The 13,377-nt window shown below is 66.0% G+C and carries 14 protein-coding genes; 5 read left to right on the forward strand and 9 right to left on the reverse strand.

The features are described from left to right. Positions 1–95 precede the first annotated feature (95 nt). The 7 genes from AC0Z35_RS05655 to gpmA form a co-directional block, all read right to left on the reverse strand. Positions 96–1,508, reverse strand: a complete 1,413-nt coding sequence (locus AC0Z35_RS05655; protein ID WP_319302160.1) for an FAD-binding oxidoreductase — start codon at positions 1,506–1,508, stop codon at positions 96–98. Beyond that, positions 1,505–2,224, reverse strand: a complete 720-nt coding sequence (locus AC0Z35_RS05660; protein WP_120157178.1) for a FadR/GntR family transcriptional regulator — start codon at positions 2,222–2,224, stop codon at positions 1,505–1,507. Before AC0Z35_RS05660 ends, AC0Z35_RS05655 begins: the two co-directional genes overlap by 4 nt. Positions 2,225–2,341: 117 nt before the next feature. Next, complete coding sequence (locus tag AC0Z35_RS05665) at positions 2,342–3,541, reverse strand: GGDEF domain-containing protein (RefSeq protein ID WP_319302158.1); 1,200 nt, start codon at positions 3,539–3,541, stop codon at positions 2,342–2,344. Positions 3,542–3,679: 138 nt separating this feature from the next. Continuing rightward, positions 3,680–4,435, reverse strand: coding sequence for a HesA/MoeB/ThiF family protein (locus tag AC0Z35_RS05670; RefSeq protein WP_046803163.1), 756 nt, complete (start codon positions 4,433–4,435; stop codon positions 3,680–3,682). Next, positions 4,432–5,877 (reverse strand): S41 family peptidase, encoded by a 1,446-nt coding sequence (locus AC0Z35_RS05675; protein WP_319302155.1) that lies wholly within the window; start codon positions 5,875–5,877, stop codon positions 4,432–4,434. The genes AC0Z35_RS05670 and AC0Z35_RS05675 overlap by 4 nt, the downstream gene beginning before the upstream one ends. A gap of 69 nt (positions 5,878–5,946) precedes the next feature. Continuing rightward, the gene (locus AC0Z35_RS05680; RefSeq protein ID WP_143215259.1) at positions 5,947–7,557 is read right to left on the reverse strand and encodes a murein hydrolase activator EnvC family protein; all 1,611 of its coding nucleotides are present in this window, start codon (positions 7,555–7,557) and stop codon (positions 5,947–5,949) included. A gap of 7 nt (positions 7,558–7,564) precedes the next feature. Then, entirely contained in the window at positions 7,565–8,317 is a 753-nt protein-coding gene (gpmA, locus tag AC0Z35_RS05685) for a 2,3-diphosphoglycerate-dependent phosphoglycerate mutase (RefSeq protein WP_046803160.1), read from the reverse strand. 184 nt (positions 8,318–8,501) lie between these two features. Here gpmA and AC0Z35_RS05690 point away from each other — a divergent pair, with 184 nt between their 5' ends. From AC0Z35_RS05690 to AC0Z35_RS05710, 5 genes are read left to right on the forward strand one after another with little or no spacing between them, the layout of a single operon-like run. After that, complete coding sequence (locus AC0Z35_RS05690; protein WP_046803159.1) at positions 8,502–8,924, forward strand: rhodanese-like domain-containing protein; 423 nt, start codon at positions 8,502–8,504, stop codon at positions 8,922–8,924. Between the two features lie 46 nt (positions 8,925–8,970). Continuing rightward, positions 8,971–9,228 carry a glutaredoxin 3 gene (gene grxC / locus AC0Z35_RS05695; RefSeq protein WP_006216244.1) on the forward strand — a complete coding sequence of 86 codons (258 nt, stop codon included), beginning with the start codon at positions 8,971–8,973 and terminating at the stop codon, positions 9,226–9,228. A gap of 39 nt (positions 9,229–9,267) precedes the next feature. Further along, entirely contained in the window at positions 9,268–9,816 is a 549-nt protein-coding gene (secB, locus tag AC0Z35_RS05700) for a protein-export chaperone SecB (RefSeq protein WP_219991339.1), read from the forward strand. A gap of 14 nt (positions 9,817–9,830) precedes the next feature. Next, entirely contained in the window at positions 9,831–10,937 is a 1,107-nt protein-coding gene (locus tag AC0Z35_RS05705; RefSeq protein ID WP_219991340.1) for an NAD(P)H-dependent glycerol-3-phosphate dehydrogenase, read from the forward strand. A gap of 48 nt (positions 10,938–10,985) precedes the next feature. Then, positions 10,986–11,978 (forward strand): Bug family tripartite tricarboxylate transporter substrate binding protein, encoded by a 993-nt coding sequence (locus AC0Z35_RS05710; protein WP_046803157.1) that lies wholly within the window; start codon positions 10,986–10,988, stop codon positions 11,976–11,978. 52 nt (positions 11,979–12,030) lie between these two features. Here the strand turns inward: AC0Z35_RS05710 and AC0Z35_RS05715 are convergent, their stop codons facing one another. Both AC0Z35_RS05715 and AC0Z35_RS05720 read right to left on the reverse strand, forming a co-directional pair. Beyond that, complete coding sequence (locus AC0Z35_RS05715; protein WP_319302150.1) at positions 12,031–12,501, reverse strand: tRNA (cytidine(34)-2'-O)-methyltransferase; 471 nt, start codon at positions 12,499–12,501, stop codon at positions 12,031–12,033. 96 nt (positions 12,502–12,597) lie between these two features. Further along, complete coding sequence (locus AC0Z35_RS05720; RefSeq protein WP_413815377.1) at positions 12,598–13,149, reverse strand: ComF family protein; 552 nt, start codon at positions 13,147–13,149, stop codon at positions 12,598–12,600. Positions 13,150–13,377: the final 228 nt, after the last annotated feature.

A 13,377-nucleotide genomic window follows, 5' to 3' on the forward strand; every position in this document is an offset into this window, starting at 1 on the left:
TGACTGCGGCACGGACTGCGGCGCGGCCTGCTACCTGATGTGGGAGCAGGCCGCGCGCGCGAAAGCCGCCGGGATCAATGCAATGGCAATTTGCCTTACAGCAATTTGCCCGGGTTCATGATCCCGGCCGGGTCCATGACTTTTTTGATCTCGCGCATCAGGCGCAGCTCGACCGGGTCCTTGCTGTGCAGGAAGTGGTCGCGCTTGAGTTGGCCGATGCCGTGTTCGGCCGAGATGCTGCCGCCGTAGCGGTTGACCTCGTCCAGCACCGCGTCGGTAATCGCGGCGCCATTCACGGCCACCCAGTCACGCGCCGCGCCGGCGGGGCGGGACAGGTTGTAGTGCAGGTTGCCGTCGCCGAAGTGGCCGAAGATGAACGGGCGAATATCCGGGAACAGCGCGCGCACGCGGGCCTCGGCGGACACCATGAATTCGGGAATGCGCTCGATGGGCAGCGACACGTCGTGCTTCAAGTGTGGGCCATCGGCACGCTGCGCTTCGGAGATTTCTTCGCGCAGCTTCCACAGGGTCTGCAATTGCGCCATTGACGCCGACACGGCGGCATCCAGGCACAAGCCGCGTTCCAACGCCGTACCGATCACGTTTTCCAGCAAGGCCGTCAGCCCGGCTTCGTCGGCGGTGTCGGCAAGCTCGATCAGCACGTAAGCCGGGTAGCGCTGATCAAACGGCTCTTGCACGCCTTCGGCATGCGTCAGCACCAGGTCCAGGCAGTCGCCAGAGAAATATTCGAACGCCTGCAAGCGCGCGCCGCACTGCTCGAACAGAATCTCGAACATTTGCAGCGCCTGCGCGGGCGACTCGACCGCCGTCAGCACCACGGAACGCACGTCGGTACGCGGGAACAGCCGCAACGCCACCGCCGTGATCACGCCCAGCGTGCCTTCGGACCCGATCAGCAGCTGCTTCAGGTCGTAGCCCGTGTTGTCCTTGCGCAGCGTGCGCAGGCCATTGAAGATTTCGCCGGTGGGCAGCACGGCTTCCAGGCCCAGCACCAGCTCGCGCGCCATGCCGTAGCGCACCACGTTCACGCCACCGGCATTGGTGGCGACGTTGCCGCCGATCTGGCTGGAATCTTCCGCCGCCAGGCTTAGCGGCAACAGGCGGCCGGCGTCTTGCGCGGCGCGGCGCAGGTTGCCCAGGATGGCGCCCGCCTCGGCCACCAGGGTGTTTGCGACGGTGTCGATGGAACGCACGGCGTTCATGCGGTCCAGGCTTAACACGACGTTCCTGGCGCTGCCGTCAGGCGTGGCGCCCCCGCACAGGCCGGTGTTGCCGCCACGCGGCACAACCGGCACGCCTTCCTGCTGGCACAGGGCCAGGCAGGCGGCCACTTCAGCCGTGTTGCGCGGGCGTACGACGGCTTGGGCGTGGCCGTTGTACAGGCCGCGCCAATCGGACAACCAGGGCGCGATGTCCGCTTCGGCAGTGAACACGGTGTCGGGGCCCAGGGCTTGGACCAGGCGTTGCGGAAAGTCGGATGCGGTCATGATGTCGGCGTGGCTGCGGGAAAAAGTTGATCGAGTTGCAGGCGGGTGGCCGCCTGCTGCAAATGACGGACGGCGGCTTGCCGGGCACGGTCGGGGTTGCGCGCGCGGATGGCTTCGAATACGGCGACGTGTTCCTGGTGCACGGCAGCGGTCAAACCGTCGTGCAAGCGGCTGTTGGACCGCGCGGTGCTGACGGCCAGGCGCAGTTGTCGGTTCAGGTACTGCAACAGGTCCTGATAGCTGCGGTTGTGCGTGGCGGCGGCAATGGCAACGTGAAAAGAGATGTCGTGTTCAACGCCTTGTTCGGGGTGCTCAAGATGCGCTTCAAGCGAGGCCAGCGCCTGGGCCATGGCGGTCAGGTCGGCGGCGTTGCGCCGCATGGCGGCCAGCGCTGCCGCGCCCCCTTCCAGTTCCATGCGCAATTCATAGACGTTGGCCAACTGCTCGCGGTTGACCGCGATGCCGCTGGATACCTGAAACCCCTGCCCGCCGGTGCGCGACACCACGGTGCTGCCCGACCCTTGGCGGCTTTGAATCAGGCCCTGAGCGCGCAGCCGTTCGGTGACTTCGCGGATGACGGCGGCACTGACGCCGTATTGGTCCGCCAGCACGCGGCCGGGCGGCAGCTTGGCGCCAACCGGATGCACGCCGTCGGCGATATCCGTGGCGATCTGCTGGGCGACTTGTTCAGTCAGGGTGAGGCTTTTGGTGAGCATCGGCGGATTATAGACAACTTTTCAGGTTATCTGATAACTTTCAGTCCAGGAATGGATAGGGGCGCGCGATGTCGGTACTGACGGTACTGCCGGCGCTGCTGAGGCTCTTACCTGCTCTCAGGCCGCCGCCGTCGCGCTGTCGCCGCCGGCCACAGTGGCTTCGTCCACCCGGGCCGCCCCGCCGTCGACTTCGCAGCAGCGGCCGCCCCTGGCCTTGGCGCGGTACAGCGCGGCATCGGCCGAATCCAGCGCCGCCTGCGGGTTGCGGTTGCCGGCCGAGATGATCGAGATGCCGATCGACATCCCCACAATCACCCGCGTACCGTCCGCCAACGCGATGGGCTGCAAGGCGTCCAGCAGCAGATGCTCGCCCAGCCGCAGCGCCGCCGTGGCGTCGATGCCGGTGACCAGCACGATGAATTCATCCCCGCCGATGCGAGCCGCCACGTCATCCACCCGCAGCATGGCTCGCATGCGCCGGGCGATCGTGGTCAACACCAGGTCACCCGCCGCATGCCCGTAGGTGTCGTTGATGCGCTTGAAATCGTCCATGTCCATATAGAGCAGCGCCGCGTCGCTGTCGTGCCCGCGCGCACTGGCGCAAACGCGCTCCAGGGCCACTTGCAGGCCGGTGCGGTTGGCCAGCCCGGTCAGCGCGTCTTCATTGGCGCGGCGTTCGCTGGCGCGTTCGGCCAGCATGGTGGAGACCAGGATACGGTTGAGCCGATGTGACGCGATGGTCATGCTGACCAGGTAGAACGGAATCTGGATAAAGACGATGGCCGTAACGATTTCGCCCGTAAACAAGGCGCCCAGGCACATGGGGCCCAGGCTCAGGAAGATCATGGCGGCCACCAGCCGAGGCGCGCCATAGTTGCGAAAGCAGATGCCGCCCGCCATCGCGCCGCACGATATGCCCGCCAGCGTTGCGGCCAGCCAGTCGCCATTGATGAAGGTGATGAAGACGCCGTACCCCACGCTGAACGCCCACAGCAGCGCCAACAGAATGTAGAGGTCGGTATGGGTGTTGCCGCCCTTGGGCGCGGCGCGCAAGGCCGCGCGCAGGATCGTGACGCGCACGATGGCCAGCACCACTTCCAGCAGCAGCCAGGATATGTATAGCGGTTCGGGCCGCCGCCAGGTCACCACGCCCGAAATCATCAAGGTGTTGATGACGCCGCCGGCAAAGATGGGCAGCGTGCCGAACAGGCTGGCGATCAGCGCGGCACGGATGTCCGCGGGCGTATCCGGCCCGGAATGGGTAAGCCAGCGCGTCAGGCGCCACTTGGGCGAGCTGAACTTCAGTCCTGTTTCCACGCCGTCACGTCCACATTGCCGCCTTTGATTTCGGTAGGCTGGCTGGCGTTATAGCAGGTATTTCAGGCCTTTAATATTGTCCGCAAGGGCAATAAGGGCACGCCGGACCCTGCAATTCGCGTTGCGAAAAAGCCCGTTTCAGCGCCCCCGATGGCCGCAAACGGCGCATTCCGGGTCCCGCTGTACGTTGACGCTGCGCCATTGCATGGTGCGCACATCCAGCCAAAGCAGCCGGCCCGACAGGCTTTCGCCTACGCCGGACAGCAGCTTCAGGGCTTCGGCCGCCTGCATGCTGCCGATGATGCCCACCACCGGGGCAAACACACCCATGGTGGCGCAGTTGGCTTCCTCGACGTCGTCGGCTTCCGGGAACAGGCAGTGGTAGCACGGCGCGTTGTCGTCGCGCAGGTCGTACACGCTGACCTGCCCGTCAAAGCGGATGGCGGCGCCCGACACCAGCGGCTTGCGATGCTGCACGCAGGCGCGGTTGATGGCGTGGCGGGTGGTGAAGTTGTCGGTGCAGTCCAGCACCAGGTCCGCCGCGGCAACGGCATCGGACAGCGCATCGCCTTGCAAGCGTTCCACGCGGGCATGGACTCGCGCCTGCGGGTTGAAGGCGGCCAGCATGTCACGCCCCGACTCGGCCTTGTGACGGCCGACGCTGGAGGTGGTGTGGAGAATCTGGCGTTGCAGATTGCTGAGCTCGACAGTGTCGTCGTCAGCAAGGGTGATGTCGCCTACGCCGGCAGTTGCCAGGTAGAGCGCGGCGGGTGAACCGAGTCCACCCGCCCCTACGATGAGCACACGCGCCGCCAGCAGTTTTTCCTGCCCTTCAATACCCAGCTCGTCGAGCAGGATGTGGCGGGCGTAGCGCAGCAGTTGCTCGTCGTTCATTTGTCCTTGCTGGGCTCGACTCCGGTCGGCGTGATCTTCATGCGCGTGGGAGTGCCGCCACCGGCCTTGGCATCCGCCTTGGCCTGGGCGCGCGCCGAACCCTTCTGTACCGGCTTGCCGGCCAGCACATTCAGCGCTTGTTGCAGTTGGAAGTCGTCCTTGCCGCCAAATTCGAACACCTTGGTCGGCACGTCCACGTTGTCTTGCGCCGAGTTGGACTTCACCTCGTTGGCGGTCTCGGGGTTGGACAGGTGGCGTTGCAGGTCGGCTTCGCGCGGCAGGCGGAACAGGTCGCCGTCGGCCGTGTCGGCAACAACGAAGTCCGGTTCGATACCCGTGGCCTGGATCGAACGACCGCTGGGCGTGAAGTAGCGCGAGGTCGTCAACTTGACGGCGGTGGATTCGGACAGCGGCAGGATCACCTGCACCGAACCCTTGCCGAACGTGCGGTTGCCCAGCACCTTGGCGCGCTTGTGATCTTGCAGCGCACCGGCCACGATTTCGGAAGCCGAAGCCGAACCGACGTTGACCAGCACCACCATCGGAACCGTCTTGGTCCAGGCCGGCAAGCCGGACAGGTAGTTACTTTCACCACGAGCGTATTCCGACGGCGTGGCCAGGTACTTGTGGCGGGCGTCAGGCGTACGGCCATCGGTGGACACCACCAGGGTATCCGGCGGCAGGAACGCGCCCGACACGCCGATGGCGCTGGTCAGCAAGCCGCCCGGATCGTTGCGCAGGTCCAGCACCAGGCCCTTGGGTGCTTCTTTCGCGCCCAGGTCCTTCAGTTGCTTGGCCAGGTCGGAGCCGGTCTTTTCCTGGAATTGGGCAACGCGGACGTAGCCGATGCCGTTATCCAGCATCTTGCTGCGCACGCTGCGAACCTTGATGACGTCGCGAACGATCTTCAGCACGATGGGCTGAGGACGGTCGGCGCGCATGATGGTCAGCGTGATGGGCGACTTGGGCGCGCCACGCATGAGCTTGACCGCATCGTTCAGGGTCATGCCCTTGGTGGGCGTGTCGTCGATCTTGATGATGAGGTCACCGGCCATGACGCCGGCGCGCGCGGCGGGCGTATCTTCGATGGGCGAGATGACCTTGACGAAGCCGTCTTCCGCGCCGACTTCGATACCCAGGCCGCCGAACTCGCCTTGGGTCGCCGTCTGCATTTCACGGAACGCGTCGGCATCCAGATAGGCCGAATGCGGGTCAAGGTTCGAGACCATGCCCGAGATCGCGTTGTCGATCAGGGTTTTGTCGTCGACCGCTTCGACATAGTTGTTCTTGATGGCCGCGAAAACATTGCTCAGTTGCCTGAGCTCGTCCAAGGGCAAAGGGCTGCCGCGCTGGGCGACTGCCGTCACCCCTACGCTAAGCAATACGCCAGCCACCGCACCGATGGCAATCAGACCGAAACCGCGAAACTTGCGAGTGCCCATGCACACTTCCCGAATTTTGTTTTCGCCGATGGGGGTTTGGTAATTTACCAACGACTTGTACCTACCAACCTATTGGGCCAGCCACTGGGCCGGGTCCACAGGAGCGCCACGATGGCGAATTTCAAAGTATAGGCCGGATTCCACTTGGCCGCCGGTTGCCCCTACCGTAGCAATAGTATCGCCACCTGTCACCGAATCCCCCACCCGTTTGAGCAGACTTTGGTTGTAAGCATAGACCGTCAGGTATTGCTGCCCATGATCCACGATGATGAGGTTGCCAAAACCACGCAGCCATTCGGCGTAGACCACCGTGCCGGGGGCCACGACTTTGACGGGCGTGCCCTCGGGCGCGCGCAGCACCACGCCGCGCCAGACGCCGCCATCGGGGCGGTCAACCCCGAAGCGGCCCTGCACCTGGCCACGCACCGGCATGGTCAGGCCATGCTTCAGGCCGTTGCCGCCGCCCACGGGCGGGGCAGCACGGGTCTGCTGCGCCGATGCGCTGCGGGTTGGAGTGGTCTCGGCCTCGGCGGGTTCCGCCTTTTTTGGAGGATCTTCCGATTTGGCGGGCGCCTGGGCCGGCGCTTGGGTCGGCGCCTGGGCCGGATCGGTCAGGCGCGTGTGTTTTTGTTCAGCAGGACGTAATCCGGCGGCATCCGGATCGGCGACGGCGACCGGGCCACGGCTTTGGCGCGACGCCGCTTCGACCTGCTCGCGCGCCTGGGCGGCGTCGCGGGCGTCGCGGCTATCGCGATCGCGGCGGGCGGCGATTTCGGCAGCCCGCTTGCTATCGGCCTCGGCTTTCTTGCGGGCCTCGTCGGCGCGGCGCTCGGCTTCGGCGCGTTTGCGGGATTCTTCAGCGGCGCGGCGCGCCTCTTCAATGCGGCGGGCCTCTTCGGCTTTCTTGCGTGCCTCTTCGGCCTTGCGGGCTTCTTCGATCTGCTTGGCAATCGCCGCGTCCAGATCGGTGATCAGGCGCGACAGGCGCTGGTCATCACGCCCCAGCTTGTTGGCTTCGGCGCGCTGGGCGGCGATCTGCCCTTCCAGTTGCGCCAACAGCGTGGCGCGTTCTTTCTGCTGCCCGACCAATGCAGCCTTCTGCTCGGAGGTTTCGGCCACGACTTTTTCAATCTCGGCACGGCGGGCGTCGGCGCGAGTTTGCAGCGCGGCCAGACGGTCGATGTCGGCCCGCAGTGCCTTGACGGCATTAGCACGTGCCTGGGACACGTAGTCCAGGTAGCCCAGATTGCGGCCCAGCACCTGGGGATCGTCGCCGGACAGCAGCGCTGTCCAGGGCGATAGCCCGCTGGTGTATTGGGTGCGAAGCTGATCGGCCAGTTCGGTACGACGCTTGGCCAGCACCGTTTCCTGCACGCCGATCTGCTTCTCGAGGCTGGTCAGGTCCGTCTGCGCCTGGCGCCCGGCATCGGCCAGTTCGCGCAGGCGCAGATTGATCTTCGAGATGGCCGATTCCGACTGCTTGAGCGCGTCGGCGGCTTCCTTGCGGGCGGCTTCGCGCCCGTCGATCTCTTTTTGCAGATTCTCGATACGGTCGCGCAGCGCCGCCTGCTGACGCTCGGCGTCAGACTGGCGGCCGGCAAGGTCGTTGGGCGCGGCGCGAGCCGATAGCGCCCCACCGGTCAACATGACCGCCAACAACAACCCTGCCGTGCGACGCATAGAGATATCAGTCCTTCTTAGCCTTGCCTTGAGCGGCAACCGCAGCCATGGCCGCCTCGATCTCGGCGGCATCGCCCAGATAATAGTGGCGGATCGGGCGCAGGTCATCATCCAATTCGTAGACCAGCGGCTGGCCAGTGGGGATGTTCAGGTTGACGATGTCGTCATCGGACACGTTGTCCAGATGCTTGATCAGCGCGCGCAGGCTGTTGCCGTGGGCGGCGATCAGCACGTTGCGACCGGCGCGGATGGCCGGGGCGATGGAATCGTTCCAGAACGGCAGCACCCGGTTCACGGTGTCTTTCAGGCACTCGGTGGCGGGCAGCTGATCGGCCGGGATCTTGGCGTAACGGCTGTCAAAACGCGGGTGGCGTTCGTCGTCCAGCGACAACGGTTCCGGGGCGATGGCGTACGCGCGGCGCCAGATCAGGACCTGTTCGTCGCCGTACTTGGCGGCGGTTTCAGCCTTGTTCAGGCCTTGCAGCGCGCCGTAGTGGCGTTCGTTCAGGCGCCAGTTCACACCAACCGGGGTGTACATCGCGTCCATGGCGTCCAGCGCGATCCACAAGGTGCGGATGGCGCGCTTGAGCACCGACGAGTACGCCAGGTCGAACGTATAGCCTTCTTTCTTGAGCAGTTCGCCGGCTCGGCGAGCCTGTTCGCGGCCGGTTTCGGTCAGGTCGACGTCGGTCCAGCCGGTGAAGCGGTTTTCCAGATTCCACTGGCTTTCGCCGTGGCGCATCAGAACAAGTTTATGCATGGTTTGGCACGCTTTCCGCGCGGGTTAAAGTTAAAGGATGGTTAAAGAATGCGCTCATTTTATAATTGAGTGATTTTGCCCTTGATTTTGCCCCGGCGCACTCGTCCAATTCCCTGGCGCGGCGCCCGCGGGTTGGCCGAGGGTTCGCCCATATCCGGCTAGCTGCCGCACTTCAGGATGACCCGTGGATCTTTTGCAATTCTTGCTCGATAAAAACAACGTCTTCATCGTCGGCGTCGCCGTGATCTCCGGCGTGATGCTGGCGATTCCCGCCCTGCGCAAGGGCCGCAGCGGCTCGGCCGTCAGCACTGGCGAGGCCATCCAGATGGTGAACCAGCGCAACGCCGTCTGGGTGGACGTGCGTCCCGTCGAACAATTCCAGGCCGGCCACATCGCCCAGGCACGAAATGTGCCGGCAGCCGACATCGAACAGAAAGCCGCCTCGCTGCCCAAGAACAAGCCGCTGGTTGTGGTTTGTGACAATGGCCGCGATTCGGCCCGCGTGGCCGCCAAGCTGCGCGCACAAGGCTTTGCCGACGCGGTGCCGCTCGATGGCGGCATGCGCGCCTGGTCGGCCGCCAGCCTGCCGGTCACCCAAAAGGGCTGAACCGGGGCTGTCCCATCATCAATCTTGAATCTATCGAGGAGCGCCTATGAATAAAGTCGTCATGTACAGCAAGGACTACTGTCCCTATTGCTCACGCGCGAAGGCCCTGCTCGAGCAGCGTGGCGTGACCGACCTGGAAATCATCCAGATCGACCGCGATCCGTCACAGCGCGATGTCATGATCGAACGTACCGGCCGACGCACCGTGCCGCAAATCTTCATCGGCGATACTCATGTCGGCGGTTGCGACGACCTGATGGCCCTGGACCGCTCGGGTGGCCTTGCCCCCCTGCTGAACGGCTAATCGCCTCTACTTTTGCCCCCTCCACCAACGGAATCACTCATGGCTGATCAAGACCAAAACACCCAGCAAGAAGGCGGCAACGACGCGCCCTCGTTCAACCTGCAACGCGTCTACCTGAAAGACCTTTCGCTGGAAATGCCGAACGCGCCTCACGTCTTCCTGGAGCAAGAAGCGCCCCAGGTTGAAGTCAGCATCACCGTGGGCGGCCAGCGTCTGGCCGACACCGTGTTCGAAACCACGGTCACCGTCACCGTCACCACCCGCATCAACGACAAGGTCGTATACCTGGTCGAAGGCACGCAAGCCGGCATCTTCGAAGCGGCCAACATCCCCGAAGAACAGCTGGATCCGCTGCTGGGCATTGTTTGCCCGACGATGCTGTACCCGTACCTGCGCGCCAACATCGCCGACGCGATCACGCGCACCTCGATGCCGCCGCTGCACCTGACCGAAGTGAACTTCCAAGCGCTGTACGAACAGCGCCTGGCCGAGTTGCAACAGCAGCAGCAAGGCGCCGCCAACGGCAACGGCAACGGCAATGGCAGCGATTCGGGCATCATCCTGCCCGCCAGCGCCACCCGCCAGTAAGCGCGTCCGCCCCGATGAACCATCCCGCTCTGCCGCGCTTGCGCGTTGCCGTCCTGGGTGCGGGAAGTTGGGGCACCGCGCTGGCGGCGGCCGCCAGCCGCCGCCACCCCACCGTCCTTTGGGCGCGCGACGCCGCGCAGGCCGCCGACATGGCCGCCTCGCACGAAAATGCGCGCTACCTGCCGGGCATCACCCTGCCCCCATCCCTGAATTTTTCGTCCGATCTGGACGCCACGCTGCGCAGCCTGCAAGCGGACGACGCGCGTGCGCTGATCGTGCTGGGCGTGCCCGTGGCCGGTCTGGCCGCGACCTGTCGTGAACTGGCCCGCCGCCTGCCGGTGCTGGGCCTGCAAGACACCCCTATCGTCTGGACGTGCAAGGGCTTTGAAGCCGACACGGCCAGGCTGCCCCACGAGATCGTGCGCGAGGCCCTGCCCGGCGCAATCGGCGGCGCCTTGTCCGGCCCCTCGTTTGCGCGCGAAGTGGCCCAGGGCCTGCCCGTGGCGCTGACCGTGGCCAGCACCCATACCGCCTTGCGCGATGCCACCACCGCCGCCTTGCACGGCGCGGCGCTGCGCGTCTACGCCAGCTCGGACCTGGTCGGCGTGGAAGTCGGCGGCGCCCTGAAGAACGTGATCGCGGTGGCCTGCGGCATCGGCGACGGCCTGGCGCTGGGCACCAACGCACGCGCCGCGCTGATCACACGCGGCCTGGCGGAAATGACGCGCTTTGGCGTCGCGCTGGGTGCGCGTGGCGAAACGTTTGCCGGGCTGACCGGCCTGGGCGACCTGGTCCTGACCGCCACCGGCGAACTATCCCGCAACCGCCGCGTGGGACTGGAAATCGGCGCCGGACGCAAGCTGGCCGACATCCTGGCCAGCGGCATCACGGCCGAAGGCGTGCGTTGCGCCCGCGCCGCGCGTGACCGCGCCCGCGCCATCAATGTCGAACTGCCCATCACCGAAGCCGTCTGCGCCGTGTTGTTTGACGGCGTCGCCCCCATGACCGCCGTGTCGGCCTTGCTGGCGCGCGACCCGCGCGATGAAAGCGCTGACGAAATTGCGAACGTCAGCGCGCACGCCAGCGGCCCGCTGGACGAGTCCCTGGGCGGCCATCTTTGATTTCTTCCTGACAACAAAAAACCTGCCCATCCCGAGGAGACATCCTTCATGACGCAAACCCGACAATTCCGGGTCGGCCCGCTTCTGCGCGGCCTGTGCCTCAGCCTGGCCGCCGTGTTGCCGGCCGCCGCCCACGCCGACTGGCCGGATCACCCCATCCACATGGTGGTGCCGTTTCCGCCGGGCTCGTCCCCGGACATCCTGGCGCGGACGATTTCCGAGCCGCTGTCGCAGGCGCTGGGGCAGCCCATCGTGATCGACAACAAGCCGGGCGCCGGCGGCAACATCGGCACGCGCGTGGTTTCGCAGGCCAAGCCTGACGGCTACACGCTGCTCTACACGATCAACGGCCCGCTGGTCACCGCGCCCACGCTGTACAAGAAAACGCTGGGCTACGACCCGGTCAAGGACCTGGCGCCAGTCAGCCTGGTGGGCACCAGCCCCAACGTGCTGGTCGTGCCGGGCAGCCTGAAGGTCGATAACGTCCAGGACTTCGTCAAGCTGGTCAAGGGACGCGGCAATTCGCTGAACTACGGGTCGGTGGGGCCGGGAAGTTCGGCGCATCTGGCCATGGAGATGTTCAAGGAAAGCGCGGGCGTGGACCTGGCGCACATCCCCTATTCCGGGTTCCCGCAGGTCATTACCGCCATCATCGGGGGCGACGTGCAGGCCGGCTTCATGGTGCCCGCCATCGCGGTGCCGCAGGCGCGCGACGGCAAGGTCAAGCTGTTGGCGGTGACCAGCCTGCAACCCAGCGAAGCGCTGCCGGGCGTGCCGACGATGGCCTCGCAAGGCTATCCCGACTTCGAAGCCATTTCGTGGAACGCGGTGCTGGTTCCGGCGGGCACGCCCACGCCCATCATCGAACGGCTGAACAGCGAACTGGCGCGCGTCATCAACAGCGACGCCGTGCGCAAGCAGCTGGCGTTGCAGTACTTCACCCCGGCCCCGTCCACGCCCGAGGCGCTGACCCTGCGCATCAAGAACGAAAAAGCGCGCTGGGACCAAGTGATTGAAAAGCTGAAGCTGTCGCTGGATTGAAGCCTGGACCGGCGGGCCCGGCCCCGACCTTACGGGGCCTGCCGCCGCCGGCTTATGAACCGCCTTCGAAGCCCTGCTGACGCCAGGCTTCGAACACCGTCACCGCGACGGCGTTGGACAGGTTCAAGCTGCGCTGGCCGGCACGCATGGGCAGCCGCAGGCGCTGCTGCGGCGGGAACATCGCCTGATGTTCGTCCGACAGCCCGGCCGTCTCGCGGCCGAAGACAAACACATCGCCCGGCTTGAACGCCACGTCGGCCACGCTGCGCTGGGCGTGCGTGGTCAGCGCGTAGATGCAAGACGTGTCCGCGCCGGTGTCATCCAGCGCATCCTGCAAGCTGTCGTGCACCCGCACGGGCTGCCACTCGTGATAGTCCAGCCCGGCGCGCCGCATGCGGGCGTCATCCAGTTCGAATCCCAGCGGGCGCACCAGGTGCAACTGGGCGCCCGTATTGGCGCACAGCCGGATGGCGTTGCCGGTGTTGGGGGGAATCTCGGGGCAGACGAGGATGACGTGGAACATGGCGATAGGAAGCTGAGGCTAAGACGGCTGGCGGCGCCAGAGTGGCCGCGTGGCGGAATTGTCGCCGATTTGGGCGGGGCAAGCTGCCGTCGGTGATCAGGGCGTGCGGGCGGCCACCAGCACCGTCACACCGGCCGCGCCCGCCGCGATCAAGGCGGTGGCGGCGGCTTGCACGGTGCTGCCTGTGGTCATCACGTCATCCACCAAGGCCACATGGCGGCCGCGCACCACCGGGGTAGCGCCGAACAGGCCTGCCACCACGCTACGCCTGGCGCGGCGCCCCAAGCCCGTCTGCCGGGGTGTCTCGCGCAGCCGCCGTAGCGCCTGGCGCGCCAGCGGCACATCCAGCTGCGTGGCCAGGCTGCGCGCAATCTCGGCTGCGGGATTCATGCCGCGGATGCGTAACGATGCGCGGCTGGCCGGCACCGGCGCCAGCAACACGCCTTGCGGCAAACCGCCGTCGCGCCGGATAGCGTCGGCCAGCAAACACGCAAGCACCGGCGCCATGCTCAGCCGCAGCTGGGTCTTCAGCATGCGGATCAGCGCATCGGCGGGCGGCGTGTAGTCAAAGGCCGCAAGGGTCCGCCCGTAGGCGCGCGGCGCGCCCAGGCAAGCAGGGCATGCCGACGCCGCAACAGGCAGCCGCAATGCACAGCGCGGACAACGCGGCCGGGCGCCCGGCGGCGCGGCGGTAATATCGGCCGCACAGCCGCTGCACAGGCGCGCGCCCGCCACACGGGTGCCGCACAGCGGGCAGTCGCAGCCCACGCGGGACCAGAGACGCCGCCCCAAGGCCAGTAGGGGCAATCGAAGGCAGCGGCCGGGATGCGCAATAATGGATGCCATCCCTTATGTAATCATGTTCCGCCCCGTGGC

This window comes from Achromobacter sp. 1L-A-4-B-C2 (assembly GCF_057291955.1).

Coding starts and splice junctions, on each gene's coding strand:
- AC0Z35_RS05660 (WP_120157178.1), bottom strand. CDS start 2,224: ATGCTCACCAAAAGCCTCACCCTGACTGAACAAGTCGCCCAGCAGATC.
- secB (WP_219991339.1), top strand. CDS start 9,268: ATGGCTGATCAAGACCAAAACACCCAGCAAGAAGGCGGCAACGACGCG.
- gpmA (WP_046803160.1), bottom strand. CDS start 8,317: ATGCATAAACTTGTTCTGATGCGCCACGGCGAAAGCCAGTGGAATCTG.
- AC0Z35_RS05680 (WP_143215259.1), bottom strand. CDS start 7,557: ATGCGTCGCACGGCAGGGTTGTTGTTGGCGGTCATGTTGACCGGTGGG.
- AC0Z35_RS05710 (WP_046803157.1), top strand. CDS start 10,986: ATGACGCAAACCCGACAATTCCGGGTCGGCCCGCTTCTGCGCGGCCTG.
- AC0Z35_RS05715 (WP_319302150.1), bottom strand. CDS start 12,501: ATGTTCCACGTCATCCTCGTCTGCCCCGAGATTCCCCCCAACACCGGC.
- AC0Z35_RS05655 (WP_319302160.1), bottom strand. CDS start 1,508: ATGACCGCATCCGACTTTCCGCAACGCCTGGTCCAAGCCCTGGGCCCC.
- AC0Z35_RS05675 (WP_319302155.1), bottom strand. CDS start 5,877: ATGGGCACTCGCAAGTTTCGCGGTTTCGGTCTGATTGCCATCGGTGCG.
- AC0Z35_RS05705 (WP_219991340.1), top strand. CDS start 9,831: ATGAACCATCCCGCTCTGCCGCGCTTGCGCGTTGCCGTCCTGGGTGCG.
- grxC (WP_006216244.1), top strand. CDS start 8,971: ATGAATAAAGTCGTCATGTACAGCAAGGACTACTGTCCCTATTGCTCA.
- AC0Z35_RS05670 (WP_046803163.1), bottom strand. CDS start 4,435: ATGAACGACGAGCAACTGCTGCGCTACGCCCGCCACATCCTGCTCGAC.